This is a genomic window from Pseudomonas sp. NY15364, assembly GCF_048068235.1.
Taxonomy (GTDB): domain Bacteria; phylum Pseudomonadota; class Gammaproteobacteria; order Pseudomonadales; family Pseudomonadaceae; genus Aquipseudomonas; species Aquipseudomonas mendocina_D.
On sequence record NZ_JBLUPX010000005.1, the window covers coordinates 188,834 to 215,386 of the forward strand.

Here is a 26,553-nt window from a genome sequence, read left to right on the forward strand (position 1 = left end):
GCTGCCTCATCGATGATCGTGCCTGACCATTTTCAACAGCCATGCGACAGCCTGTGTCGCACACAAGCAGGGACGGAAGTGTGGAACAGCTACTCCGCCATGAGCTCATCCTTGGCCTTCTCCCGAGCAAGGACAGCGCTCTCGATAGCAACGCCATTCACCAACGAGTAGCCAATCAGGGCGTCCAGGTTGATAAACGCACCATTCAACGTGACCTCAGCGAACTCGAACAGAAATTCCCCCATGTGCACAGTAGGCCCAAGGGCAAAGCAAAACTGTGGTGGGCAGAGAAATCGCTATCGCGACTGAGCATGCTGCCAACAGATGCAATGAACCTCGTCATGATCATGGAGCACGCTGCTAGATTCGGAATGGCGGCGCAGGTAGCAAATCTGGCGCCCCTTCGGGATTACGCGAAATCACTGTTGAAAGGAAACCGGCCTAGCCAAGACTGCTCAGGCAAGGTCATCAGCAACACCCGCTTCGTTGTCCTGGAACCAGGCCAGGTGAAGCCAGAGGTACTGGAGGTTGTCCAACAAGCACTTCTGGATGATGCATCTATCGAAGCGCTCTACCTCAAGCGCGGCGCCAGTGAGCCACGAACCCTACATATCAAGCCACTGGGACTTTCCTACCAAGACTCCAATATCTACCTCGTATGCGTTTTCAAAGGCTTGCCCGAAGGCAAACTGGCCTCCCTTCCCCTGCATCGTTTTCAGTCTGCCAAGGCTACATGGGAAGACCTAAGAACTCCTGACGCTTTTGAGATGAACTCGTTCGAGGTCAAGCGCAGCCTGATATCCCAGAAATCTGAGTACCCAACTCAACTGAAGCTGCGCATTTCTCAGACGCTCTATGAACGCCTAGACGAGAACGCGCTCACTGCCGATCAACAGCTACAGCCCACCGCTGATGGCTGGTGGCTGATGATGGGCAGCCTGCCTCTTAGCCAGGGGCTGGAACTATGGCTATTGAGCCAGGGCGAACACTTGGAGGTTCTTGAGCCGGTTGAGCTAAGACAACAAATGGCCTTATCGGCGCATCGGATGGCGGCACTGTACGAACAAGGTTGAATGCGACATAGGCTGTCGCATACCGGAGGCACTCTATCTCCCGTCATCTGACCATGGAGACTCCGCGATGAAGACCTATTCCGCTTTCCTCCAGCGTGTAGCCCCTAATGCAGGACCTCGCGCCAATTTCACGATCACGGTCCAGGCCGTGAACTCCGAAATGGCTCGCGTCACGGCCGAAGCCCAATACCCGGGCTACAAATGCGCCAACGCCCCCGTGCAAGTGCGCTGAAAGTGCCCAAGCCACACTTCGGCAAATCGGGGCTTCGAGACTATCTCTACTACCAGCTCAACCTGGGAGATCGTCTCGAAAGCCCTAATGGCGCGATCGAGCAACTGATCGATCAAGAAAGTCCCTGTCTAAACGCTTACGAAATTGGACTTATCGCTGCTACGCAAGTGGAGGCTGATCGATTCCTAGGCTGTATTGCAGGAGCCATGCACAAGCACCTACCCAAGCCGGCAAAACACCGCTTGACGGCTTACGGGTTGGATCAAGCATGGCGACCACAGCAGCCTTTTGATGAGGTTCATTGGTTTCAAGGCCGTCCCACGTGCCCTCCCCCCCAAGAGCTCCTGGCTTGCCTGGGCAACATCGTGCACATCCATTTTTTTGAACAGAGTGATACGAAGCCACAGCCCGGATTTCGTACTTATTACTGGAGGTCAGTAGGTGAGCTGACAGAGTTTTTGGCAAGCCTCTCCCTGTCCCGGGAAGTGTGCGGCTTCTTGGCGCTGGACTGGGAGAGCTATTGCATGTGGCAGCCACGCATTGGCTGCATAGCCACAGTGAGCTCTGGCTGGGGCTCGACACCCAGGGCAGCTGCGGATGCTCTGCTGGCGTCAGCAGACGCAACAGACCCTGGCAGCTCAGACGGTGAGATCCTGATCATTGAGGGCGGTATCAACACACTCATTGGAGATTATGTCGACATTGTGAGTGCACTGGAACGAAGCTTCGAATTCGACTTTGTCACCACTGGCTGGGTGAGCCTCAACTATTCGGGCTATGGCCTTAAACTCTTAAGGTTTCGCCATCGATGAGCTCGATCTAGCGCACGAACACCCCTTAGCCATGACCGAAACGGCCTCGTTCGGAGACAGCCCATGAAGCAATGTCGAAGGTGCTGCCACAAAGCACGGCACTTAGCGACATTGAGGCCAACTAATCAACTGACCACACGGCACTTGCGAATTCAGCCTCACACGATCAGCAAGGATGACCAAGCGCTAGTGAACGAGCTCCTATCCCATTTGGATACCATCGAGCCACTGTGCATCTCAGAGAACGCTGCATGGCAGGTAACATAGGGGATCTTCGATTCACCCTAGCCTTAAAGCGCAACTGCCACGGCCTGAAAAGCTCTGCTGCTAGCAGGCGGAAGCCTTGATATGGTGTGACCATAATCACAGGGAGCTATCGCATGCACTACCAGGTTTTGAAGGAACGTCACCGCCAAGAGCGCGACCAGCAGCATCCCAATCTCAGTCTACGACTGCATCGAGCACTCAGCTGGCTGAACCGCGCAGAACAAGCCGAAGACACTGATGGCCGATTCATTTTTCTGTGGATCGCATTCAACGCAGCCTACGCCACCGATATCGATGAGCAGCAGCGGCTATCCGAACAGGAAACCTTCAAAGCCTTTCTCGAAAAACTGTGCTCACTTGATAGCACCAACAGCATCGAGAAGCTCGTCTGGTCAGAGTTCCCCGGTAGCATCCGGGTGCTACTGGACAACCCGTATGTTTTCCAAAGCTTCTGGGATCATCAAAGCGGGAAAATCAGCGAAGAACAGTGGAAAGAACGCTTCGCCAGTGGAAAAAAAGCAGCAGCTTTGGCGCTGGCCAACCGCAACACTCCTGCAGTACTTGGCGTGATGTTCAACCGAATTTACACCCTGCGAAACCAGCTCATACACGGTGGCGCGACTTGGAATGGCCGGGTGAATAGAGACCAACTGCGAGACTGCAGCAACCTTCTCAGCAAGCTAGTGCCATTGATCATCCGGATCATGCTGGATAACCCAGACACCTTATGGGGCGATGCCAACTACCCAGTGGTTGGCTGAGGATGGACACTGGTTCATCTTGAATAGACGAAACCTGTCCACACTCGGGGGCAGCTATCGGCCGATTCTGTTGAAAAAGTAGGTTTAGCGGCAGCCGGCCGGTCGAATGTGCCTGCTGTCGAAGTGGCTGGAAGCCACTTCAAGTTGCCTTTCGGCGTTTCACTGAGCTTTTTTGCCCAGGTCTGAGGGTTAATTCGAGGGTTTCTGCTCGCCGCAGGCGCACCTATCCCGTGATCGGCGGCCCGTGAGGCAGTAGCTTGGCCATACGTCTCAGGTTTTGCACGGTCGCCGCCAAGGTGAATTCGTCAGTCGCACCCGTCAGTCCACGCAGTCGTAAACGGTCCAGTTTCATGATCCGTTTGAGGTGGGCGAACAGCATCTCCACCTTCTTCCGTTCGCAACGAGAGACGAGGTATTCCGGCGTCTTGGCGATGCGTCGCGCCACGTCACGGGTCGCTTCATGGATGCTCCGAGCGATCTTGCGAAATGCGGTATTGGGGCAGCACTTCGCTTTCAGCGGGCAGGTGGCGCAGTCGGTTTGGCTGGAGCGGTAGATGATGGTGTTGGCCTTGGTCACCCGCGATCTTTGCTGGGTGAAGGTGCGCCATGCACTGCGCAGCGGTTTGCCGGCTGGGCAGCGGTATTCATTGGCCTCCTGATTCCAGTGGAAGTCATTACTGGAGAGGGTGTCGTCCTTGCGTTCGGTCTTGTCCCACACCGGCACATGCGGCTCGATGTTCTTCTCTTCGACCATCCAGGCCAGCATCGGCGCAGTGCCATAGGCGGTGTCGCCGATGAGGCGTTCCGGTGTGAGGTCGAACTGCGCTTCGACACGCTCAACCATCGTCCTAGTCGAATCAACCTCGGCGGTACGATGCGCCGGAGTCGCTTCCACATCCATGATCACGCCATACTCGGTGTCGATCAGGTAGTTGGTGGAGTAGGCAAAGTAAGCCGGGCCGCCTGGCGCTGCTGTCCAACGAGACAGCGGATCGGTGAGCGAAATCTTCTTGGGGAGGGCTTCAGCCAACACCTCTTCATCAAGGGCTTCGAGGTACTCGCGTACGGCGCGGCTGCTGAGCTTTGGATCACTCCAATCGACTTCATCTCCCGCTACCCCACGTTGCCGGCTGGCATCCGCCTTGATGATGCTGGCGTCGACGGCGAAACCTTCACCCTTGACCAGACCGGCCGCCATGCAGCGCCGCAGCACCTCATTGAACAACCAGCGGAACAGATCGCTGTCACGAAAACGTCCATGGCGATTCTTCGAGAAGGTCGAATGATTGGGTACTTCATCCTCCAAGCCCAGTCGGCAGAACCAGCGATAGGCCAGGTTTAGGTGCACCTCTTCGCACAATCGCCGCTCGGAACGGATGCCATAGCAGTAGCCGACGACCAGCATGCGCACCATTAACTCCGGATCAATCGAGGGGCGCCCGATGGGGCTATAGAAATCTGCCAGGTAGGCGCGCAGATCACTGAGATCTAAGCACTGGTCGATGCTGCGCAGGAGGTGTTGGGCCGGGACGTGATCTTCCAGATTGAACGAGTAGAACAGGCGCTGCTGTCCTCCCGGTAACTGCCCCATCATGCTGTTCGCCCCCGCGCTCGCTGACAGGGCAATTCTGCCGAAGGCATGGGGAAGCAGCTACTTTTTCAACAGAATCGGCCAAAAGCAGTCATCAGCCTTCAAGGATTTTAGGTGTCCTATAGCCTCCGAGTTGATGTGTTGCTCATGATGATCAGGACAGACCTTCCGAGCTCAACTTTCTGACCCAGATCAACACACAGCCATTACCTATTGCAGCAATACGCCGCCACACAAGACTATCTGCTATGGTCGTGTTTGAAGCCCCATGTGATGAATTGCCATGCGCCGAATTGGCTTGGTTCTACTGCTGACTGTCAGCCTCGTGCTGCCGACTCTCGGTGGCATGGCGTTCGGCATGTCGGCGCAACCCTGTCCGATGCAGAACGGCGATCATCAGGGGCATGCGATGGCCGACGCCCCCTGCTGCGAGCACATGAATGAAGCCGATGGGCTGGCCGGCAAATCGCCCTGCAAACCCGGCCAGGAGTGCAAGACCGGCGGTCTGCTGCAGACGGCCGTAATCAAGACGATTCCCCCTCGCCCCTCCCGCCCCGAGATATTGCCGAGCCAGTCGGTGATCGAGCGCGAGCCCGCCGGGCTCTGGCGCCCTCCCCGTTTCGCCTGATGCCCTGATCCACCGCGCCCGTATCGCCGGCGCGCCGTTGCTACCTTGCACTGCGTGGTAGCGACTTCGATCAATCGCATTGGAGGCGAAAGCATGTCCGCTTTCCTTTTCGCACGCCGTGGCTGCATGGGCGTGCTGGCTGCCGCATTGTGGGCGGCTCCCTGGCTTGCCGCGCAGGCGCAGCCGCTGACCTTCGAACGGGCCCAGGCACTGGCCGAGCAGAGCGCCCCCGAGAACCTCGCGCGTCAGGCGCAGCTGGCATCGGCACAAAAGGCGGTGGAGCCCGCCGATGCCCTGCCCGATCCCAAACTGATTCTCGGCGTCGACAACCTGCCCGTCGAAGGCCCAGACCGTTACACCCTGAATCGGGACTTCATGACCATGCGCCGCATCGGGCTCATGCAGGAGGTCCCGAACGGCGACAAGCGTCTGGCCCGGCGCCACCTGGCCGAGGCCTCCGTGGTGCGGGCCGAGGCCGAGCAGCGTGCCATGCAGCTAGAGGTCAAGCGCCAGACGGCGGCGAGCTGGCTGGATGTCTACTACGCCGAACGCAGCGTCGGCCTGTTCGATCGGCTGGCAGGGCAGATCGACATGCTGCGCTCGACCGTGCAGGCCCGGATTGCAGGCGGCAATGCCCAGCCGGGCGAGCTGCTGGAGGCCGATCAGCAAGCCCTGGCCTTGCAGGATAGGCGCGACGAGCTGAGCCGCGATGTAGCGATCGCCCGGGCCAAACTGCGCCGCTGGATAGGCAACGAGGCCGACCAGCCGCTGAGCGGAGACGCGCCCGAGCTGGGCCTCGCGGCGGCGCACCTGCAGCAGCGCATGACCGCGCACCCCGAGCTGCGCGCCGCCTCGGCCCGGGTCGGCGAGGCCAGCGCCGAGCTGGACGAAGCCATCGCCGAGAAGACCCCCGACTGGGGCGTCGAGCTGGCCTACAACAACCGCGACAACCAGTTCGGCGACATGCTGATGGTGCAGTTCACCTTCGACCTGCCGATGTTCGTCGGCACCCGCCAGGGCCCCAAGATCGGCTCCAAGCAGCAGAGCCTGGCGCAGATGGAGGCCGAGCAGGAGGTCCTGCTGCGCGCCCATCGGGCCGAGCTGGAAAGTGGCCTGGCCGAGCTCGAGCAACTGCGCAAGACCCTGGCCCGCACCGAAAGCAGCCTGATCCCGCTGGCGAGCAAACGGGCCGACCTGGAACTGGCCGCCTACCAGGCCGGCAACAGCCAGCTGGGCGCCGTCATCACCGCCCAGCGCGAGCTGATCGAGGCGCAGCTGCGGCAGATCGAGCAACAGCGCAAGCTGAGCCTGCTCTCCGCCAACCTGCATTACGCCTATGTGGAGGGACTGCAATGAGAGTCTCGGTAGCAGGATTCACCCTCGCCTTGCTGGCCGTGGGCATTGGCGCGGCCGCTGGCGGCTACTGGCTGGCCCAGCAGCAGGCCGAGCATGGCGCCCCACCAGGCGCGGCACCGGCGCAGGAGCGTCCGGTGCTCTACTGGTACGACCCAATGCAACCGGAGCAGCGCTTCGACAAGCCGGGAAAGTCGCCCTTCATGGACATGCAGCTAGTGCCCAAATATGCGGGCTCCGAGCAGGACTCCTCGGCCCTGAGCGTACCGGCCCAGGCCGTGCAGAGCCTGGGCATGCGCACCTCGACCGTGGTGCGCGGCGTGCTACCCTCGGGCATCGAGGCGGTCGGCTCCCTGGCCTACAACCAGCGCGAGGTGGCGAACCTGCAGGCCCGCGCCGGCGGGTTCGTCGAGCGGGTCTACGGCCACGCCCCGGGTGACGTGCTGCCAGCCAACACGCCCCTGGTCGACCTGCTGATTCCTGAGTGGTCCGCCGCGCAGCTGGAGTTCCTCGCCGTGCTGGCGACCGCCGACGCCCGCCTGATCGTCGCGACCCAGGAGCGCCTGCGCCTGCTCGGCATGCCACGCGCGCTGATCGAGCAGGTGCGCCGCAGCGGCAAACCCAGGGCGCTGCAGACCCTCACCACGCCCATCGCCGGCGAGCTGCAGGCATTGGAGGTGCGTACCGGGATGACAGTGGCCGCCGGTCAGGACCTGGCGCGGATCAACGGGCTGTCCACGGTCTGGCTCGATGCGGCGATACCCGAGGCCATGGCCGGAACGGTTCAGCTCGGCAGCGAGATCCACGCCAGTCTGACGGCCTTTCCCGGGCAGCCGCTGCAGGGCCGCGTCATCGCCCTGCTGCCGAGTGCGGACCCACAGACCCGCACCGTCACCGTACGCAGTGAGCTGCCCAACCCGACAGGCAAACTGCGCCCCGGCATGTTCGCCGCCGTGCGTCTGAACAGCGAAGCCGAGCAGCCCGCACTGCTGGTGCCCAGCGAGGCGGTGATCCGCACCGGCAAGCGCGCGCTGGTAATGCTGGCCGAAGACGACGGACGCTACCGCCCGCAGGAAATCACCCTGGGCCGCGAGGCCGATGGCCGCCTGGAAGTGCTGTCCGGTCTCGCGGAAGGCCAGGCGGTGGTCACCTCCGGCCAGTTCCTGATCGACTCGGAGGCCAGCCTGCAGGGCGTCATGGCCGGCAAGGCGGAGCAGGCGCTCGCCCCGGGGCTGCACGAATCCCATGGCGTGATCCGGGCGCTGGATAGCCAGCGGGTCACCCTGGAGCACGGCCCCTTCGAGAGCCTGAACATGCCCGGCATGACCATGCCCTTTCCCCTGGCCAGTCCTTCGGTGGCCGCCGGCCTCAAGCCCGGCGACCACGTGCGCATCGGCGCCCGGCTGACGGATAGCGGGCTGCTGATCGAGCAGCTCGACAAGCAGGGAGAGCAGCCATGATCGCGCGCCTGATCCACTGGTCGATCGGCAATCGCTTCCTGGTGCTGCTGGCGACCCTGTTCATCAGCGCCCTGGGCATCTGGTCGGTGCGCAGCACGCCGCTGGATGCGCTGCCGGATCTGTCCGACACCCAGGTCATCATCCGCACCAGCTTCCCCGGCCAGGCACCGCAGATCATCGAGAACCAGGTGACCTACCCGCTGGCCACCACCATGCTCTCGGTGCCGGGGGCGAAGACGGTGCGCGGCTACTCATTCTTCGGCGACTCCTTCGTCTATGTGCTGTTCGAGGACGACACCGACCTCTACTGGGCCCGCTCGCGGGTGCTGGAGTACCTCAACCAGGCCCAGGAGCGCCTGCCCGAGGGCGTCACCACCACCCTAGGCCCGGATGCCACGGGCGTCGGCTGGATCTACCAGTACGCCTTGGTCGACCGCAGCGGCCGGCATGACCTGGCCCAGCTGCGGGCGCTGCAGGACTGGTTCCTCAAGTACGAGCTGAAAAGCCTGCCCAACGTGGCCGAGGTGGCCACCCTCGGCGGCATGGTCAAGCAGTACCAGGTGCTGCTCGATCCGCAGAAGCTGGTGGCCTACGGCGTGACCCAGCAGGAGGTCGAGGCGGCGCTGAAGAGCGCCAACCAGGAGACCGGTGGCGCCATCCTGGAGCTGGCCGAGCGCGAGTACATGGTGCGGGCCTCCGGCTACCTGCAGAGCCTGGAGGACTTCCGCCAGGTGCCGCTGCGAGCCTCGGCCAGCGGCGTGCCGGTGCTGCTGGGCCAGGTGGCCACCATTCAGTTGGGGCCGGAGATGCGCCGTGGCATCGCCGAGCTGGACGGTCAGGGCGAAGTGGTCGGCGGCGTGGTCATCCTGCGCTCGGGCAAGAACGCCCGCGACACCATCGCCGCCGTGAAGGCCAAGCTGGACAGCCTGAAGGGCAGCCTGCCGGCCGGCGTCGAAGTGGTCACCACCTACGACCGCGCCGAGCTGATCGACCGTGCCATCGACAACCTCAGCTACAAGCTGCTGGAAGAATTCGCGGTGGTCGCCCTGGTCTGTCTGATCTTCCTCTGGCACCTGCGCTCCTCGCTGGTGGCGATCATCACCCTGCCCCTGGGCATCCTGATGGCCTTCATCGTCATGCGCTACCAGGGCATCAACGCCAACATCATGTCGCTCGGCGGCATCGCCATCGCCATCGGCGCCATGGTCGATGCCGCCGTGGTGATGATCGAGAACGCGCACAAGCACATCGAGGCCTGGAAGGCCCGACACCCAGGCGAACAGCTGCAGGGCGAGGCGCACTGGCGGGTGATCGGCGAAGCCGCGGCCGAGGTCGGCCCGGCGCTGTTCTTCAGCCTGCTGATCATCACCCTGTCGTTCCTCCCGGTGTTCACCCTGGAGGCGCAGGAAGGCCGGCTGTTCGGCCCGCTGGCCTTCACCAAGACCTATGCGATGGCCGCCGCCGCCGGGCTCTCGGTCACCCTGGTGCCGGTGCTGATGGGCTACTGGATCCGCGGGCACATTCCCAACGAACAGCAGAACCCACTCAACCGCTGGCTGATCGAGGCCTACCGGCCGGTACTGGAAAGGGTGCTTACCTGGCCCAGGGCCACGCTGGCCATGGCCGTGCTGGTGTTCCTCTCCAGCCTATGGCCGCTGAGCCAGCTCGGCGGGGAGTTCCTCCCGCCCATGGACGAGGGCGATCTGCTGTACATGCCCTCGGCCCTGCCCGGCCTGCCGGCCAGCAAGGCCAGCCAGCTGCTGCAGCAGACCAACCGCATGATCCTCACGGTGCCGGAAGTGGCGCGGGTGTTCGGCAAGGCCGGGCGGGCGGAAACCGCCACCGACCCGGCGCCGCTGGAGATGTTCGAGACCACGGTGCAGTTCAAGCCACGCGAGCAGTGGCGGGAGGGGATGACGCCGGAGAAGCTGATCGAGGAGCTGGACCGCGCGGTGAAGGTTCCCGGGCTGTCCAATATCTGGGTACCACCGATCCGCAACCGCATCGACATGCTGGCCACCGGGATCAAGAGCCCGATTGGGGTCAAGGTTGCCGGCACCAAGCTGGCTGACATCGAGCGCATCACCCGCGACATCGAGGCCGTGGCCAAGGCGGTGCCCGGAGTCAGCTCGGCGCTGGCCGAGCGCCTCACCGGCGGGCGCTACGTGGACATCCGGATCGACCGCCTGGCCGCGGCACGCTACGGCCTGAGCATCGCCGACGTGCAGTCGGTGGTGGCCGGCGCCATCGGCGGCAGCAACATCGGCGAGACGGTCGAGGGGCTGGCCCGCTTCCCGATCAGCCTGCGCTACCCCAGGGAGTGGCGCGACAGCCCGGAGGCACTGCGGCGCCTGCCGGTGCTTACCGCCAGCGGACAGCAGATCACCCTGGGCACGGTGGCCGAGATTGCCCTGAGCGAGGGGCCGCCGATGCTGCGCAGCGAGAACGGGCGACTGTCCGGCTGGGTCTATGTCGATGTCCGCGGGCGCGACCTGGCTTCGACCGTGCGCGAATTGCAGCAACGCGTCGCCGAGCGCGTGCGACTGGACGCCGGCATGACCGTCTCCTACTCCGGCCAGTTCGAGTTCCTCGAGCGCGCCAATGCGCGGCTGAGCTGGGTGGTGCCGGCGACCCTGCTGATCATCTTCGTGCTGCTCTACCTGACCTTCAGCCGCTTCGGCGAGGCCCTGCTGATCATGGCCACCCTGCCCTTCGCCCTGTCCGGCGGCATCTGGCTGCTCTACTGGTTCGGCTTCAACCTGTCGGTGGCCACCGGGGTGGGCTTCATCGCCCTGGCCGGGGTCTCGGCCGAGTTCGGGGTGATCATGCTGCTGTACCTGAAGAACGCCTGGCAGGCGCGGCTGGATGCGGGGCGCGGCGACGCCGCGGCGCTGCTCGAGGCGATTCGCGAAGGCGCGGTGCTGCGCGTGCGGCCCAAGGTGATGACGGTGGCGGTGATCATCGCCGGTCTGCTGCCGATCCTCTGGGGCGGCGGCGCCGGCTCCGAGGTGATGAAGCGCATCGCCGCGCCCATGGTCGGCGGCATGATCACCGCACCGCTGATGTCCATGCTGGTGCTGCCGGCGGCCTACTGGCTGATGCGTCGGAAGAGGCCCGGAGAGTAGGTCCTGGGCCGGCTCGGTCGGCGGATCAGATCCGCTGGCTGAGCCGAGACTGCGCCAGGTCTGCTAGCGCGCTCTCAATGCCGCATTGAGCCGATCAACCACTTCCGCCCAGTCCGCATCGCGCAGGATTTCCTCGCGCAGCATCGTGGCCTGGGCCGGCGACCAGAACGACGCATCCTCCAGCTTGATCTGGCCATCCAGCGGCGAATGCTGGGCGATGAACTGGCGAATCCCGCCGATATCCACGGGCAGGCCCAGCTGGGCAAACAGTTCGCTGAACCGGTGGTATGAAGGTTCCATATGCCTTGGCTCCAGAGTGCGCGGGGTTCAGCCCCGAAAAGGAAAGGATCGCCCTGATCCTGGGCGTGTCAACGTGCCCCGCTCCGCTCACCGAAGCGCGGAATAAACCTGGGGGTGGCCTGTGCGTAGGCCTCATAGGCGGCGCCGAACTCGCGGCGCATGTCACGTTCCTCGGTAACCGCCAGACGGCCGTACATCACCAGCAACACCGGGAACATCGCCAGCGTCAGGAGGGTCGGCCACTGCAGCAGGAAGCCCAGCAGGATCATCACGAAAGCCACGTACTGCGGATGGCGGATCCTGGCGTAAGGCCCGCTCGTGGCCAGCGAGTGATGGCGCTGCGCGTGATACAGCACGTTCCAGGCGGACGACAGCAGATAGAAGCCCAGGCCCAGGAACAGGTAGCTGGCAATATGCAGGACGCCGAAATGTGGATCGCCCTTCTCGCCCAGCAGCGTCGACCACAGATGGCCGGCGTCATGGGAGAGCAGATCGAGGCTGGGGAACCGGGACTGCAGCCAGCCCGACAACAGATAGATCGTCAGCGGGAAGCCATACATTTCCACGAACAGCGCGACGATGAACGCCGAGAAGGCGCCGAAACTGCGCCAGTCCCGGGCGGTCGCCGGCTTGAAGAAGCTGAAGGCGAACATGATGAAGATCGCCGAGTTGATGAACACCAGCGACCACAGGCCATAGGCGGCTTCGGCATGATTCATGGCCGATCCTCCGGCTTGTCGGCATCGGTCTTTTCCGTCCGCTGCCGGTGCCCGCCGTGCCCATGGTGCATGAAGACATGCATCAACGGGCAGGCGAGCAGCAGCAGGTAAGGCAGAGCCTGGAGCACATGGGCGAGGTGCTCGGTCAGCAGGAAATAACCCGCCACCGCTCCCATGACCAGCAGCCCTGCCGAATAACGCGAACCCCAGAAGCTGGGGGGCGAACCTTGTTCGTCGGAATGCGGGGGCATGGCGACACCTCGCGGTGCGAATGGATTAGTTGGGCGCTCCAGACGGCATGCGATCCATCATCATCTGCATCATGGACTCCATCATGTCCATGCGCTTTTCCATCATCTGCTGGCGTGCGCCCATGTCCGCCTCCATGCCCTTGCCGCCCTGCATGGCGCCCATGCCCGACATTCCACCCATGGACTTCATCATGGCCATGCCTTCCTGCATCAGCTTCATGTGCTCGCCCATCAGCGCCTGACGTTCTGCCGGGGTCTTGGCGGCCATCATTTTTTCATGCATGGACTGCATCGCCTTCATGTGCTGGTCCATCCCGGCCATTTGTCCCTGTCCCATTTGCGGCACCGCGGGCGCCTCGGTGGCACTGGCGGCCGGCGCATCGGCCGGATGGTGGGCCGAGTGGTCCTCAGCATCATCTTGGGCGATGGCGCCGAGAGACACCGCAACCATGCAGATTCCGATCAGTGCATTACGTGACATCGTCTTCTCCCTTAGCCATGCGCCATGGCTTTCTTTAGAAATCATAGCTCCAGCAACCGACTCACCCTCTACCGCGCCGGGATAAAGGCTCCCGGCTATCCGGTGACTGGCCTCGCGGAGTACTACTGACCGGGATACTCAGCAACGATCTGGTCAGTGCCCGCATTGGTCAGGCCGATGACTTGGTAGGCATGCTGCACGCTACCGACCTCCATTCCTGGAGAGCCCGCCGGCATCCCGGGAACAGCGATACCGACCAAGTCATTGCGCTTGGAGAGCTCGACTACCTGAGCGGCCGGCACATGACCTTCGACGAACTTGCCGTCAATCACCGCGGTATGGCACGACGCCAGTCGAGGAGCGACTCCCAGCTTCTGCTTCACCGAGGCCATGTCGCTTTCAACGTGGTCGACAACCGTGAAGCCGTTCGCTTCCAGATGCGAGATCCACTTCTTGCAGCAGCCGCAATTGGCATCCCGGTGCACATCGATAGTCATGGACTCGGCGGCCTGTACGGCAGTGATGCTGAACAAGGCGGTCAGGGCCGCCAGGCGCACGGCTTTGCTTTTAACCTTCATGTACGTGCTCCTTGCCATCACTGTGAGTGTGGGTTTTGGGGGCGGTTTTCGGGGGTTGCTCCGCATGATGAGCACCGGAGCCGCCCGTATCCTCAGTGGAAGCATTCTCTGCGTGAGGATCGGTGCCGGAGGCCGCACCACCATGGTGATCTGCAGCCGCATCATGGTGTCCAGGTGCTGCTTCTGCAGCCCCAGAACCATGGTGACCCTCGCCTGCAGCTGCACCGTCATGATGGCCCGGCTTGTTGTCGCCATGCTGCCCTTCATGGTTGTGCATCCGGCTTTCGCCACCGCCATGCTGGTGACCGCTGCTGGATGCCACCAGGGCCTGGTATTGCGCGGCGTCCATCCCGGGCATCTGGTTGATGAAGGCGACCATGCCCCAGATGTACTCGTCACCCATGCTGGTGCCCCAGGCCGGCATGCCACTGGCCTTGATGCCGTGCTTGATGACCCAAAAGGCGGCGGCCGGGCTGCCATCGATACCGACCTCGGACAGATTGGGGGGCGCAGGATAGAGCGCTTGGCTCAGCTCGGTCTTGGCCACGCCCGGCGCTAGGTGACAACCGATGCACATGGCGTTGTAGTTGCCGGCACCGGCACGGATCAGCGCCTCGTCGTCCAGTTTGGGCACCTCGATGTTCCGCGAGCGGACTTCTATGGAGCGATCACGCGCCATCGTGAGGAAGGCGTGCACGGCCGGGAAATGGGGATCGTCGGCGCCGACGTTGACCAGGCCGGAATAGGCCCCAGCCAGTAGCGCAACGCTACCGACCGCTCCTGCCGCCACCAGGGTCACAATTGTTCTTTTCATATCAGGCTCTCAAAACCACATCCGAACACCGGCGACCAGACGCGCCTCTTCCTTATCTCCACCTTCGTCACGCGCCATATCTGCGGTGTTGCCATAGACACGGTTCCAGGACACGCCGATATAGGGCGCGAACTGACGGACGATTTCGTAGCGCAGGCGCAAGCCCAGCTCGGTGTTGGCCAGCCCCGAACCGACGCCCCGCTCGGGGTCGTTCTTGCCATAGAAATTCACTTCGGCGGTGGGCTGCAGAATCAGCCGGTTGGTCAGCAGAATGTCGTACTCACCCTCCAGGCGAGCCGCGGTCTGGCCGTTCTCGCCGACGAAGGCGGTGGCCTCGGTCTCGAAGGCATAGAGCGCCATGCCCTGCACACCGAAGGCCGCCCAGGTCTGCGGTGATTCGGGCTTGAAGTCCTGGCGGACACCAGCGACAACATCCCACCAGGGTCCGATCGAGTGCCCATACAGTAGCTGCAGCTCAGCATCCTCGGTGACGCCGTTGGTGCGTTCACCTTCTGAACGGAACCAGAGCCGGTCGATGTCGCCACCCACCCAGCCGGAGGCTGCCCAGGCCAGGGTGCTGCCCTCATCGGCATCCTGGTATTCGAGCTGATCGAGCAGGAAGAAGCTGTTCAGGCCACTGTCATGCACCGAATGGCCGGGTAACGGCGGAAACGCCGCCTGACGGTCGGCGTCGGTCAGCACCGGAATGGGCGTACGGCTGGTGGTTCGCGGCGCCTCGGCAGAACCATGGTTCATCTGGGAGTGATCCATGCCTCCATGATCCATCCCTTTCATTTGCCCCGGCATGGCGCCATGGTTCATCTGGCCGTGGTCCATGTCCTTCATCGGGGCCTGAGCAGGACCATGGTTCATCTGGGAATGATCCATGGCGCCGTGGTTCATTTGGCTGTGGTCCATGCCCTTCATCGGTGCCTGGGCAGCGCCATGGTTCATCTGGCTGTGATCCATCGGCATGCTGCCGTGGCCCATGGCCGCATGATCCATTTCCGCCGCCAGGGCGGCGCCGCTGCCCAGGGCGCCCAGCGACACGGCCAGCGCGAGCAGGGCGCGGCGCTTGGGTAAATTGTTCATCGGTTATCTCCTTTACTCGTCCACCCGCACTTCACGGAGCATGCCCATTTCCATGTGCAGCAGCAGGTGGCAGTGGTAGGCCCAGCGCCCCAGGGCATCGGCCGTCACGCGGTAGCTGCGCTTCGAGCCCGGCGGCATGTCGATGGTGTGCTTGCGCACCAGGAAGTTGCCGTTTTCGTCTTCCAGGTCGCTCCACATGCCATGCAGATGGATGGGGTGGGTCATCATGGTGTCGTTGACCAGGGTGATACGCAGCCGCTCGCCATACTTGAGGCGCAGCGGTTCGGCATCGGAGAACTTGATGCCGTCGAACGACCAGGAGAACTTCTCCATGTGCCCGGTGAGGTGCAGTTCGATGGTGCGCCCCGGTTCGCGGCCATCGGGGTCGGGGAAGGTGCTGCGCAAATCCGCGTAGGTCAGGACCCGCCGCCCGTTGTCGCGCAGGCCGATGCCCGGGTCGCTCAGCTTGGGCACCGGCGTCATGGTCTGCATGTCGACCAGCGGGTTGTCGGTCTCGGAAGCCGGGTGCGACTGCATCGCGCCGCCCATGCCGGCCATTGCGGAATGATCCATGCCGGCCATCTTGCTGTGATCCATACCGGCCATGCTGCCATGGTCCATGCCGCTCATCTGGCTATGGTCCATACCGCCCTGCGTGGCGCCATGATCCATGCCACCCATGCTGCCGTGATCCATGCCCATGTCCGCCATAGAGATCAGCGGACGCGGGTCAGGTGACGGTACCGGCGCGCTCAGGCCCTCGCGCACCGCCAGGGTGCCGCGGGCATAGCCGGTACGGTCCATGGATTGCGCGAAGAGGGTGTAGGCCTGCTCGCTCTCGGGCTCGACTATGACATCGTAAGTTTCGGCCACGGCGATACGGAACTCGTCGACGCTGACCGGTTTGACGTACTGCCCGTCGGCCGCCACTACCGTCATCTTCAGGCCCGGGATGCGCACGTCGAAGTAGGTCATGGCCGAGGCATTGATGAAGCGCAGGCGGAGCTTCTCGCCCGGCTTGAACAGGCCGGTCCAGTTGCCGTCCGGCGCCTGGCCGTTCATCAGATAGGTGTAGGTGTAGGCACTGACATCGGCGAGGTCGGTGGGGCTCATCTTCATTTCGGCCCACATCTTTCGATCGGCGACCGCGGCCGACCAGCCCATCTCGCTCACGTCGCCGATGAAATCGCCGACGGTACGCTTGTGCTGGTTGTAGTAGTCCGACTGCTTCTTCAGCTTGGCCAGAACACGGGCGGGATTCTCATCGGTCCAGTCGCTCAGCAACACCACGTAGTCGCGGTCATAGCTGAACGGCTCGGGCTCTTTCGCGTCGATCACCAGGGCGCCGTAGACCCCGACCTGCTCCTGCAGGCCCGAGTGGCTGTGGTACCAGTAGGTACCGTTCTGGTTGACCTTGAAACGGTACTCGTACATGCCGTCGGGGGCGATGCCATGGAAGCTCAGGCCGGGCACGCCGTCCATGTTGGCGGGCAGGATCATGCCGTGCCAGTGGATGGAGGTGTCCTCCCTGAGCCGATTGCGCACGCGAAGGGTGACCGTGTCGCCCTCCCGCCAGCGCAAGATCGGTCCGGGCAGCGAACCGTTGATGGTCATGGCGGTACGCGCCGCACCTGTGATGTTCACCGGGGTCTCGCCGATAAACAGATCGAAATCCGTGCCACTCAGCACGTTGGGCTGGCCAGGGCTGGTCACGGCCCAGACCGGCGTGCGCCACATGCCCAATCCGCCCAGAATACCGGTGGCGGCCAGGCCTTTGACGAAGGTTCGTCTTGTGGTTTTGCTTTGCATGCCATTGCGTCCAGTCAGATGAGCCGGAACTATCAGGACCGGCGTCGGATTTTTTGCGACTTCAGTTGCAGCGGGTTTCCCCTCGATACTTGCTCGCTCGCCGGTGCACAGGACACTGCGGCAGCGAGCAGTATGAAACTGCCATATCTCACCCCTCAGGGTGATTACATTTCTGTCAGCTTGGCTCAGCAGTTGGCATGCCCGGGCTGCTTGGCGTGCTCGCCGACGACCGGTGCCTCGTCCTTCTGCTGCTGAGCGACCTGATAGGTTTCCATGGATGCCTGGCGGGCCTGCTCCATGCGCGCAAACGTCCGATCCGCACCGCCCTCGGCCATGGCCAGGCCGGAAACACTGAGAGCGGTCACAGCGAGCAGTACTTTGAGCGTTTTCATCTAGAGTTCCTCTTGGGTTGGGTAAGCCTCTTGAAACCGAGGCCGAGCATCGGGTTCGTCGTCACCTTAGCCAGGGCGCCCTGTCAGAAGCCTGAGCCGGAAATTACAGTTCTGTCAGGTAGCCATTTCCTGCTTGTCGAGCGTCCCGCCCGCTCGGTAGTGTCTGCCCATGCCTTTCCGATGCCTTGCGGGTCGCCTGGAAAGGTAGGCTCGGCAGCTATGCCTATGCTTCCCCTGAACGGGCCACGCACGGCCTGCCCCGATACCACCAAGAGAGATCATCACCATGTCGACAAAATCCAGCACCGTCACCGGTGCCGCCCTGGCCCTTATGGCAGCCAGCCTCTTCAACACCCTGCCGGCACAGGCGATGCAAGATGCCCAAACGGGAGAAGTGAAGTGTTTCGGCGTCAATGGCTGCAAGGGCCAGAACGACTGCATGACCGCCAAGAACTCCTGCAAAGGCCAGGGCGAGTGCAAGGGCCAGGGCTTCAAACTGATGACCCAAGCCCAGTGCGACGAAGCCGGTGGCAAGACCAGCGAGTGATGCCGCCCCGGGGAGTGCCCGCCACTCCCCATGCTGGAGCAGTGAATGAGCATGCGCACTACGCTGGGTTTCGGCCTTGGCCTACGCAGCGAGTATTACCAGCAGATCCTGGAGCAGCGCCCCAGGATCGACTGGTTCGAAGTCATCTCCGAGAACTATCTGGTGGACGGCGGCAAGGCCCTCTACTTTCTCGACGCGATCAAGGAACACTATCCCCTGGTCATGCACGGGGTCTCGCTGTCGATCGGCGGCGCCCACGCCCTGGACCTCAGCTACCTGCGCCGGCTGCGCAAGCTGGCGAATCGGGTCCAGCCCCAGTGGGTCTCCGACCACCTGTGCTGGAGCCGGGGCAATGCCCATCAGCTGCATGACCTGCTGCCCCTGCCCTTCACCGAGGAGAGCCTGCGGCATGTCGCCGAGCGGGTGCGCGTGGTGCAGGACATCCTGGAGCGCCCCCTGGTGCTGGAGAACGTCTCCGCCTACCTGCAGTGGAAAAGCTCCTGCATGAGCGAATCGCAGTTCCTCGCCCGGCTGAGCCAGATGACCGGCTGCGAGCTGCTGCTCGATGTGAACAATGTCTACGTCAGCTCACGCAACCAAGGCTTCGATCCCTGGCAGTTCATCCTGGAGCTGCCGCGCGAGTGCATCCGCCAGATCCACCTGGCGGGGCACAGCGACTACGGGCAGTACCTCATCGACACCCACGACGCGCCCATCGCCGACCCGGTCTGGGCGCTTTACGGCAAGGCCCTGTCCCATCTCGGGCCGACCGCCACCCTGATCGAGCGCGACGATCATTTCCCGCCCCTCGACGAGCTGCTGGCCGAACTGGATCAGGCCCGCGCACTTGCCGATGACGCCCTGAGAGCCGAACCATGCAGCTGAGTGCACTGCAGGAAGCACTGCAAGCCTACCTGGCCGGCGCATCCGACCGCCCCCCGGCCGAGCTGCTGGAACAGCTGCAGGGCAGCGCCGCGCTGGGTGCCGCCGACGGCCTGCGGATCTACCACAACGCCTACCGCGCACGCCTGCTGGCGGTGCTGCGCGAGGACTTCCCGGCGCTTCAGCAATGGCTGGGCGCGGAGTCGTTCGAGCAACTGGCGCTGGCCTATCTCGCCGCCTGGCCGTCGCGGCACTTCAGCCTGCGCTGGCTGGGCGAGAAGCTGCCCGAGTTCATCGCCGGCTATGTCGCGGAGCCGCAGCTATCGCCGCTGCGCGAGCTCGCCACGCTGGAGTGGGCCTTCACCCTGGCGTTCGATGCCGCGGATGCCGAGGTGCTCTCGGCAGCAGACATGGCCTGCCTCCCGGCCGAAGACTGGGTCTCCCTCCGGGCGTCGCTGGCACCCTCGGTCAACTGGCTGCAGCTGCAGTACAACACGCTGGCGCTATGGAAGGCTGCCAAGGACGGAGAACCGCTCCCGGAACTCATCCGCCTGCCCGACGCCTGCAGTTGCCTGGTATGGCGGCATGATCTGCTCTGCCGCTATCGCAGCCTGGAGCCAGACGAAGCGACGGCCCTGCGCTCGTTCGTAGGCGGCGAGTCCTTCTCCGGGCTCTGCGCGGCGCTGCTCCCTCATCATGGCGAACAGGCGCCGCTGCAGGCAGCCGTCTGGTTGCGCCAGTGGGTCAGTGATGGGCTGCTGGTGCGTCTCAAGGCCGGGGCGTGATGGCCACCGGCCTCGCCACGAGCGCAGTCTTGCCTATGCGCCGATCTCGGCGCCAAAGCCCAACCGCTGCACCAGCTCACGCAGGCTTGCCGCGCTTTCGCTAGTCTCGACCACCACCCTGCCAGTGGCCCGGTCTACCTCGATCCGTGCCTGCTGATCAATGGCCTGGATCGCCCTCGTGATCTTGCTCACGCAGCCGCCACAGCTCATTCCAGTCACGTTCAAAACGACCATAAATCACCTCATCTCAGGAACGGCACCCGTTGCCGTACCTTCAGCTTCAACCTTGACACATTGGCAAGGTCAAGCAGCCTTAGAGGAATAAATGCAGATCAGCGCCGGGCCGCTGCCCGACTAGTCGATCCGGGTCTGCCGCAGGCGCAGCGCATTAAAGACCACCGACGCCGAACTGACGCTCATCGCCAGGGCAGCGACCAGCGGTGACAGCAGATGGCCCGTCAGGGGGTACAGCAGCCCGGCCGCCAGCGGGATGCCCATGGCGTTGTAGAGGAAGGCAAAGACCAGGTTCTGCCGCATGTTGCGCACCGTGGCCAGCGACAAGGTGCGCGCGCGCAGGATGCCCATGAGGTCGCCCTTGACCAGAGTCACCTGGGCGCTGTTCATGGCCACGTCGGTGCCCGTGCCCATGGCGATGCCCACGTCGGCCCTGGCCAGGGCCGGTGCATCGTTGATCCCGTCACCGGCCATGGCGACACGCCGGCCCTGGCCCTGCAGGGCGGCGGCCAGTTGCTCCTTGTCCTGCGGCTTGACCTCCCCGTGCACCTCCTCGATGCCCAGTTGCCGGGCAACGGCCTTGGCCGTCGTCAGGCCGTCGCCGGTGGCCATGATGACCTTCACATCCTCGCCTTGCAGCCTGGAAACCGCCTGCTGGGAGGTGGGTTTGATCGGGTCGGAAACAGCCAGCAGGCCCGCCAGGCGGCCGTCGACCGCCAGGTAGATGATGCTGATGCCCTCCAGGCGCAGTTGTTCGGCACGATTGCGCAGCGGGTCGATGTCGACGCCCGCCTCACCCATCAGCGCCGTGTTACCCAGCTGCAGCGAGCGCCCCTCGACGCGCCCGCGGACCCCGATTCCGGAGCCCGATTCGAAGGTCTCCGGCTTGGCCAGGACGAGCCCTTTGCCGCGGGCGTGATCGACGATGGCATGCGCCAGCGGATGCTCACTGCCCTGGTCGAGGCTCGCGGCGAGGCGCAGTACCTCGCCGGAATCGAAGGTGCCGGTGCCTTCCGCGCTGTGGAATACCGGGCGCCCTTCTGTCAGGGTGCCGGTCTTGTCGACGATCAGGGTGTCGATCTTGCACAGGTTCTCGATGGCGCCGGCATCGCGGAACAGCACGCCGCTGCCGGCGGCCTTGCCCGTCGCGACCATCACCGACATCGGCGTCGCCAGGCCCAGGGCGCAGGGACAGGCGATGATCAGCACCGCCACTGCGTTGATCAGGCCGAACACCCAGCCCGACTCCGGCCCGAACAGCCCCCAGCCGAAGAAGGTCAGCACCGCGACCAGGATCACCCCGACCACGAAATACCCCGCCACGGCATCGGCCATGCGCTGCATCGGCGCCTTGGAGCGCTGGGCCCGGGCCACCATCTGCACGATCTGCGACAGCATGGTTTCGGCGCCGACCTTCTGCGCCTCCATCACCAGGCTGCCATGGGTGTTCAGGGTGGCGCCGATCAGGGCATCGCCGACCCGCTTGGTGACAGGCACCGGCTCGCCGGTGAGCATGGACTCGTCGACCGCACTCTCACCCTCCAGCACCGTGCCGTCCACCGGCACCTTCTCGCCCGGGCGGACACGCAGATGGTCGCCCGGGTGGACATGGGTCAGCGGGATGTCCTCCTCGCGGCCATCGGCCCCGATGCGCCGCGCCGTCTTCGGTGCCAGCCCCAGCAGCGACTTGATCGCCGCAGAGGTCTGCGAGCGGGCCTTGAGTTCGAGCATCTGCCCCAGCAGCGTGAGCGAAATGATCACCGCGGCCGCCTCGAAATAGACGCCGATGCGCCCGTCCTGCACGAAGGCCGCCGGAAACCACTGTGGCACCAGGGTGGCAGCCACGCTGTAGAAGTAGGCGGCGGCGGTACCCAGGCCTATCAGCGTCCACATGTTCGGGCTGCGGCGGCGAATCGAGTCGATGCCACGGGTAAAGAACACCCAGCCGCCCCATAGCGTCACCGGGGTGGCCAGCGCCAGCTCGACCCAGTTCTGCTGCGTGCTGTGCATCAACTGCAGGGAGTGGCCAGCCATCGCCAGCAGGGTGACGATTACGGTCAGCGGCAGGGTCCACCAGAACCGCCGGGAAAAATCCTTCAGCTCGGGGTTTTCTTCCTCTTCCAGCTCCGGGATGACCGGCTCCAGAGTCATGCCGCAGATCGGGCAGTTCCCCGGCGTCGACTGGCGGATCTGCGGGTGCATTGGACAGGTGTATTCGGCGCCCGCAGGAGCCGCCGATTGCAGAGCGGCGGCAGGATGTTGATGCCCGGTATGCGCCGGATGGCCCAGGTATTGATGGGGACTGGCGCGGAATTTCTCCAGGCACTTGCTGCTGCAGAAGCGATAGCCCTGCCCCTCGAAACTCAGCTGGTACGGACTATCGGGCTTGACCTCCATCCCGCACACCGGATCGTGCTGAGTGTCCAAGTGCCCGTGCGAGTGATCGGCATGATCCTGGTCGTGCTGGCAGGAGGGGTTGTGCATGCGGGCTAAGTCCTATCGTCGTCCTTGGGGGCGGCAGAGCTGCCGGTATGGGAGTGACCGCCGTGATTGTGGCCAAACAGGTGCATCAGCGGGCACAGCAGCAATATCAGATACGGCAGGGCCTGGGAGAGGTGGCCATAGTGCTCGCGCACCACGTAGAACAGGCCGATGACAACCAGCATGATCAACACGATGCCGAACCGGCTCCGCCAGAAAGGAGGCTCTGCGTTACCGGAATGATGGGAGTGGTCCATGACAATACCCTCGATTCAAAGCCTTTGGGATCAGCATAGGCAGCGTAAGCCCGGCTGAGTTGACGCTCATCAATAAAGTCCGGCGCTTGAGTCCACAGCCGAAAATAAAGCACGACGCCAACTCGGCGCCGCCAGGCCAAAGGAGCAATCATGAAAGGCCTGAAAGTCAGGGGAGTGCCCGAGCCCACCAAAACAGGGCAGACGTCCATACCTGCAACCTAAGCGAATAAGCCTGTCAGCGACCTGAAGCCAGGATTACATTTCCGTAAGCTTCTGGTTGGCGGGCCTGTTTACCTGCACACTCGGTTCATGCCACATCAGGACCACCCGCATGAAACTACTGGTAGCCGAAGACGAACCCAAGACCGGCGTCTACCTGCAACAAGGGCTGACCGAAGCCGGCTTCACCGTCGACCGGGTCATGACAGGCACGGATGCGCTGCAGCACGCGTTGAGCGAGGCTTATGACCTACTCATCCTGGACGTGATGATGCCGGGCCTGGACGGCTGGGAAGTGCTGCGCATGGTGCGGGCCGCAGGCAAGGATGTTCCCGTGTTGTTCTTGACCGCACGCGACGGCGTGGAGGATCGCGTCAAGGGCCTGGAGCTTGGCGCGGACGACTATCTGATCAAGCCCTTCGCCTTCTCCGAGCTGCTGGCTCGGGTCAGGACACTGCTGCGCCGGGGCAACGGCTCGCCCACGCCGACCAGCATGAAAATTGCCGACCTCGAAGTCGACCTGCTGAGGCGCCGAGCCATTCGTGGAGGCAAGCGCATCGACCTCACGGCGAAAGAGTTTGCCCTGCTGGAACTGCTGCTGCGCCGGCGCGGCGAGATCTTGCCCAAGTCGATGATCGCCTCCCAGGTCTGGGACATGAACTTCGACAGCGACACCAATGTCATCGAAGTTGCCGTGCGCCGGCTGCGCGCCAAGATCGACGACGACTTCGAGCTCAAGCTGATCCATACCGCTCGCGGTATGGGCTACATGATGGATGCGCCGGAGTGAGGCCCAGTCATCTGTCCCTGACCGCGCGCATGAGTCTGATGTTCATGTCCGTGGTGATTGCCGTCCTGGTGGCAGCGGGGCTGGGCTTCAACATGCTCAGCCAGCACCACTTCAAGATGCTCGATCAGCAGGCGTTGGGCGAGAAACTCGAATCCACCCGCTACATCCTTGGCAATGCCGATGGCGCTAACCTGGCCGCCGAATTACCGCAACTGCAGGCCCTGCTGGGTGCTCATCAGGACCTGGCAGCGACCATCCTCTCCGGCGATGGCACCGTGTTGTTTACCGAGTCCGCAGCCGTCAAAATTCCCGTCATTGCCAGACGAGCCGAAGCCGGGATGTGGGACTGGCAAGACGGTGAGCACACATACCAGGGCGTGACCGCCAAAATCCAGGTCCCAGGGCAGCCCCAGCCTCTCACCGCAATACTCGCCCTCGACGTTACCAGCCATGCACACTTTCTCGACACGCTGCAGCGCTGGTTCTGGATCGGTCTGACCCTCAGCGCCCTGGTCAGTGCAGCGCTGGGCTGGGCAGTGGCACGCAGTGGCCTCGCTCCCCTGCGCCAGGTCACGCAGGTGGCCACCTCGATGTCCGCCCGTTCGCTGCAGGAACGCATTCCCCTAGGGCCGGTTCCACAGGAGCTGCAGCAACTGGTTCTCTCCTTCAACGCGATGTTGGCCCGGCTGGAGGACTCCTTCGTCCGGCTCTCCAATTTCTCCGCCGACATAGCCCATGAGCTACGCACTCCGCTCAGCAACCTGATGACCCACACCGAGGTGGTACTCAGTCAGAAGCGCAATACCGAGGCCTACGAGGAGAACCTGTACGCGAACCTGGAAGACCTGAAACGCATGTCCCGCATGATCGACGACATGCTGTTTCTGGCCAAGGCCGACAACGGCCTGATCGTCCCGGAACGAACCGAGATCGAACTGGCGGACGTTGCCGCCAAGCTGGCCGAGTACTACCACCTGCTGGCCGAAGAGCATGACATCCGAATCGCTGTAACGGGAACAGGCCGATTGCAGGGCGACCGGCTGATGCTCGACCGCGCGATCTCCAACCTGCTGTCCAATGCCCTGCGCTATACACCGGCGGGGCAAACGATTGCACTGCGAATCCACCAGACAGCCGACACCGCCAACCTTAGCATCGAGAACCCGGGCGGCATAATTGCCCCGGAGCACCTGGCGAAGCTCTTCGACCGCTTTTACCGGGTCGACCCCGCTCGACGCGAGGGCAGCCCGAGCAATGCCGGCCTGGGCCTGGCCATCACCCGCTCGATCATCGAGGCCCACAAAGGCCGCATCTGGTGTACTTCGGTAGAGGGCCTCACAGGTTTTCACATCGAGCTACCCCGGCTCCCGTCTATGGTTGACGCGAGCGTAAGGGCATAGATTGCTATTGGTTTCAAAATCGACAGATGACCGCTATTGGCCGATTCTGTTGAAAAAGTCCCTCTGTGATTTTCACCCGCGAAAGTGGGCGGTCTACGTTGAAATCTGAGCCAATGCCGGCACTGAATTGTTCCAGATTCCGCATAGCAACGCTTCAATCGGGCCTTTTTCCGCCTTCTGGCGAGTTCGTTGGGATGGAGCCGACTTTTTCAACAGAATCGGCCGGAAGCGGACCATCTGGGGTGGGCTTTGGGTTCATTGGTCATGGACGCACCAATGTCAATAACACCGACACACGGGGCGACCGGGTCGCCCTCCACGTCGCAGTGATACAGATCGACGAGAACTGCGCCAAGACATCAATACCGGTACCCTCTGGAATACCACTGGCTCGCCTTGGGCAAACAGAGGCGACTCAAACAGTCGGTCCCACTCACGCTCAACCGCCCCTTCGTGCTCGGGTCGCTTTTCGACGCCGGGATCCATATGCCTTCCTCCTTCCGTGTTCCGATTCGATAACCGCCAGGGGGCATGAGGGTTGCAGCTCCGCGACCAGGACCAACGGATAAGGGGATGAGATGGCCGTCGACTTAGTACACCTGATGCACTAATTAATTTTCATTCTCATCTATTGACGACCAGTAGGCAGCGCCGTAAGATGAAATTGTTCTCGCGGACTTCACTGCCATGTTGGCAGCTTAGAGATGATGAAACGCTTTCGAGCGAATTACCTTCACCACCCAGCGGGTGGCTGAACGCGAGAATGCTTTACCCTTCACTGCCATCTGGGCAGCTTAGAAAAAGGTTTGGATGGCCTCGGCCTACAACCCGAATGCTCCACGTAAATGGCCTTCTGACTGAGGCCATCTCAGCCAATGTAGGCTGTTTAGAGAGAATGTACCTATCCCTCGGGAAAGGCCCTGCTAAATGCAGAATTTCAGCCATGTAGGCTGTGGAAGGTAAGTGGGTCAGCACTCCTTCGCCCGGGAGATGCTCCGTAACATTCCGTTATGGGGAATCACCCAATAAGAAACCGCCTCTTGTGGGCGGTTTTTTATTTCCCTCCCAAGGTAGCCATCTTAGTAACCAAGGTTCAGTGGTTGAGGGTGCCGGCGTTTTTCAAGATAGTTGTCGCGTCGACCGTGTTTTCAGGCCGCCTTTTTCTGCGGCTGTTGTTCCTGCTCCCGCTCGGGGTTGAGTGTCACCGCTCCGACCGGCGT

Annotated in this window: 25 protein-coding genes; 12 read left to right on the forward strand and 13 right to left on the reverse strand. The window is 62.9% G+C overall.

All coding sequences use genetic code 11. The annotated features are described in order from the left end of the window. Positions 1-80 precede the first annotated feature (80 nt). The 3 genes from ACNFCJ_RS06855 to ACNFCJ_RS06865 all read left to right on the forward strand — a co-directional run bounded on the left by ACNFCJ_RS06855 (position 81) and on the right by ACNFCJ_RS06865 (position 3,145). The gene (locus ACNFCJ_RS06855; protein ID WP_416770515.1) at positions 81-1,073 is read left to right on the forward strand and encodes a helix-turn-helix transcriptional regulator; all 993 of its coding nucleotides are present in this window, start codon (positions 81-83) and stop codon (positions 1,071-1,073) included. A 201-nt stretch (positions 1,074-1,274) separates the two neighbouring features. Further along, positions 1,275-2,117 (forward strand): hypothetical protein, encoded by an 843-nt coding sequence (locus ACNFCJ_RS06860; RefSeq protein ID WP_416770549.1) that lies wholly within the window; start codon positions 1,275-1,277, stop codon positions 2,115-2,117. A 380-nt stretch (positions 2,118-2,497) separates the two neighbouring features. Next, positions 2,498-3,145, forward strand: a complete 648-nt coding sequence (locus ACNFCJ_RS06865) for a hypothetical protein (protein WP_416770517.1) — start codon at positions 2,498-2,500, stop codon at positions 3,143-3,145. 223 nt (positions 3,146-3,368) lie between these two features. On the opposite strand, the gene ACNFCJ_RS06870 is transcribed toward ACNFCJ_RS06865, so the two are convergent. Continuing rightward, positions 3,369-4,739, reverse strand: a complete 1,371-nt coding sequence (locus ACNFCJ_RS06870; protein WP_088177302.1) for a transposase — start codon at positions 4,737-4,739, stop codon at positions 3,369-3,371. A gap of 280 nt (positions 4,740-5,019) precedes the next feature. Here ACNFCJ_RS06870 and ACNFCJ_RS06875 point away from each other — a divergent pair, with 280 nt between their 5' ends. The 4 genes from ACNFCJ_RS06875 (at position 5,020) to ACNFCJ_RS06890 (ending at position 11,302) form a co-directional block, all read left to right on the forward strand. Next, positions 5,020-5,364 carry a hypothetical protein gene (locus ACNFCJ_RS06875; protein WP_416770518.1) on the forward strand — a complete coding sequence of 115 codons (345 nt, stop codon included), beginning with the start codon at positions 5,020-5,022 and terminating at the stop codon, positions 5,362-5,364. A gap of 93 nt (positions 5,365-5,457) precedes the next feature. Next, entirely contained in the window at positions 5,458-6,720 is a 1,263-nt protein-coding gene (locus ACNFCJ_RS06880; RefSeq protein ID WP_416770519.1) for a TolC family protein, read from the forward strand. Beyond that, the gene (locus tag ACNFCJ_RS06885) at positions 6,717-8,177 is read left to right on the forward strand and encodes an efflux RND transporter periplasmic adaptor subunit (RefSeq protein ID WP_416770521.1); all 1,461 of its coding nucleotides are present in this window, start codon (positions 6,717-6,719) and stop codon (positions 8,175-8,177) included. The genes ACNFCJ_RS06880 and ACNFCJ_RS06885 overlap by 4 nt, the downstream gene beginning before the upstream one ends. Then, the gene (locus ACNFCJ_RS06890) at positions 8,174-11,302 is read left to right on the forward strand and encodes an efflux RND transporter permease subunit (protein ID WP_416770522.1); all 3,129 of its coding nucleotides are present in this window, start codon (positions 8,174-8,176) and stop codon (positions 11,300-11,302) included. Before ACNFCJ_RS06885 ends, ACNFCJ_RS06890 begins: the two co-directional genes overlap by 4 nt. Positions 11,303-11,365: 63 nt before the next feature. On the opposite strand, the gene ACNFCJ_RS06895 is transcribed toward ACNFCJ_RS06890, so the two are convergent. The 9 genes from ACNFCJ_RS06895 to ACNFCJ_RS06935 form a co-directional block, all read right to left on the reverse strand. Continuing rightward, positions 11,366-11,602 carry a DUF2789 domain-containing protein gene (locus tag ACNFCJ_RS06895; protein ID WP_416770524.1) on the reverse strand — a complete coding sequence of 79 codons (237 nt, stop codon included), beginning with the start codon at positions 11,600-11,602 and terminating at the stop codon, positions 11,366-11,368. Positions 11,603-11,670: 68 nt separating this feature from the next. After that, on the reverse strand, positions 11,671-12,321 hold the full coding sequence (locus ACNFCJ_RS06900; RefSeq protein WP_416770525.1) for a methyltransferase family protein: 651 nt from the start codon (positions 12,319-12,321) through the stop codon (positions 11,671-11,673). Further along, on the reverse strand, positions 12,318-12,572 hold the full coding sequence (locus tag ACNFCJ_RS06905; protein WP_416770527.1) for a DUF2933 domain-containing protein: 255 nt from the start codon (positions 12,570-12,572) through the stop codon (positions 12,318-12,320). Before ACNFCJ_RS06905 ends, ACNFCJ_RS06900 begins: the two co-directional genes overlap by 4 nt. Before the next feature lie 25 nt (positions 12,573-12,597). Then, entirely contained in the window at positions 12,598-13,098 is a 501-nt protein-coding gene (locus ACNFCJ_RS06910) for a hypothetical protein (RefSeq protein ID WP_416770529.1), read from the reverse strand. 77 nt (positions 13,099-13,175) lie between these two features. Beyond that, positions 13,176-13,631, reverse strand: coding sequence for a DUF411 domain-containing protein (locus ACNFCJ_RS06915; protein ID WP_093986776.1), 456 nt, complete (start codon positions 13,629-13,631; stop codon positions 13,176-13,178). After that, entirely contained in the window at positions 13,621-14,445 is an 825-nt protein-coding gene (locus tag ACNFCJ_RS06920; RefSeq protein WP_416770531.1) for a c-type cytochrome, read from the reverse strand. The genes ACNFCJ_RS06915 and ACNFCJ_RS06920 overlap by 11 nt, the downstream gene beginning before the upstream one ends. 9 nt (positions 14,446-14,454) lie before the next feature. Beyond that, positions 14,455-15,537 carry a copper resistance protein B gene (locus ACNFCJ_RS06925; RefSeq protein ID WP_416770533.1) on the reverse strand — a complete coding sequence of 361 codons (1,083 nt, stop codon included), beginning with the start codon at positions 15,535-15,537 and terminating at the stop codon, positions 14,455-14,457. A gap of 12 nt (positions 15,538-15,549) precedes the next feature. After that, positions 15,550-17,346: a copper resistance system multicopper oxidase gene (locus ACNFCJ_RS06930; protein WP_416770534.1), complete on the reverse strand. Its 1,797-nt coding sequence runs from the start codon at positions 17,344-17,346 to the stop codon at positions 15,550-15,552. 185 nt (positions 17,347-17,531) lie between these two features. Next, the gene (locus ACNFCJ_RS06935) at positions 17,532-17,738 is read right to left on the reverse strand and encodes a co-regulatory protein PtrA N-terminal domain-containing protein (RefSeq protein WP_416770536.1); all 207 of its coding nucleotides are present in this window, start codon (positions 17,736-17,738) and stop codon (positions 17,532-17,534) included. Positions 17,739-18,024: 286 nt separating this feature from the next. Between ACNFCJ_RS06935 and ACNFCJ_RS06940 the strand changes: the two genes are divergently transcribed. Genes ACNFCJ_RS06940 through ACNFCJ_RS06950 form a run of 3 tightly spaced genes read left to right on the forward strand, consistent with a single transcriptional unit; the run spans position 18,025 to position 19,952 of the window. Then, positions 18,025-18,285, forward strand: a complete 261-nt coding sequence (locus tag ACNFCJ_RS06940; protein ID WP_093986771.1) for a hypothetical protein — start codon at positions 18,025-18,027, stop codon at positions 18,283-18,285. A gap of 45 nt (positions 18,286-18,330) precedes the next feature. Beyond that, complete coding sequence (locus tag ACNFCJ_RS06945) at positions 18,331-19,170, forward strand: DUF692 domain-containing protein (protein WP_416770538.1); 840 nt, start codon at positions 18,331-18,333, stop codon at positions 19,168-19,170. Beyond that, positions 19,161-19,952: a putative DNA-binding domain-containing protein gene (locus ACNFCJ_RS06950; RefSeq protein WP_416770540.1), complete on the forward strand. Its 792-nt coding sequence runs from the start codon at positions 19,161-19,163 to the stop codon at positions 19,950-19,952. Before ACNFCJ_RS06945 ends, ACNFCJ_RS06950 begins: the two co-directional genes overlap by 10 nt. Positions 19,953-19,985: 33 nt before the next feature. Here ACNFCJ_RS06950 and ACNFCJ_RS06955 read toward each other — a convergent pair whose 3' ends face one another. The 3 genes from ACNFCJ_RS06955 to ACNFCJ_RS06965 form a co-directional block, all read right to left on the reverse strand. Continuing rightward, the gene (locus tag ACNFCJ_RS06955) at positions 19,986-20,186 is read right to left on the reverse strand and encodes a heavy-metal-associated domain-containing protein (RefSeq protein WP_416770541.1); all 201 of its coding nucleotides are present in this window, start codon (positions 20,184-20,186) and stop codon (positions 19,986-19,988) included. Positions 20,187-20,306: 120 nt separating this feature from the next. After that, positions 20,307-22,670 carry a heavy metal translocating P-type ATPase gene (locus tag ACNFCJ_RS06960; RefSeq protein ID WP_416770542.1) on the reverse strand — a complete coding sequence of 788 codons (2,364 nt, stop codon included), beginning with the start codon at positions 22,668-22,670 and terminating at the stop codon, positions 20,307-20,309. Positions 22,671-22,675: 5 nt separating this feature from the next. After that, the gene (locus ACNFCJ_RS06965; protein WP_416770544.1) at positions 22,676-22,924 is read right to left on the reverse strand and encodes a DUF2933 domain-containing protein; all 249 of its coding nucleotides are present in this window, start codon (positions 22,922-22,924) and stop codon (positions 22,676-22,678) included. A 331-nt stretch (positions 22,925-23,255) separates the two neighbouring features. On the opposite strand from ACNFCJ_RS06965, the gene ACNFCJ_RS06970 reads away from it, so the two are divergent. Both ACNFCJ_RS06970 and ACNFCJ_RS06975 read left to right on the forward strand, forming a co-directional pair. After that, positions 23,256-23,933 (forward strand): heavy metal response regulator transcription factor, encoded by a 678-nt coding sequence (locus tag ACNFCJ_RS06970; RefSeq protein WP_416770546.1) that lies wholly within the window; start codon positions 23,256-23,258, stop codon positions 23,931-23,933. After that, complete coding sequence (locus ACNFCJ_RS06975; RefSeq protein ID WP_416770547.1) at positions 23,930-25,333, forward strand: heavy metal sensor histidine kinase; 1,404 nt, start codon at positions 23,930-23,932, stop codon at positions 25,331-25,333. Before ACNFCJ_RS06970 ends, ACNFCJ_RS06975 begins: the two co-directional genes overlap by 4 nt. Positions 25,334-26,553: the final 1,220 nt, after the last annotated feature.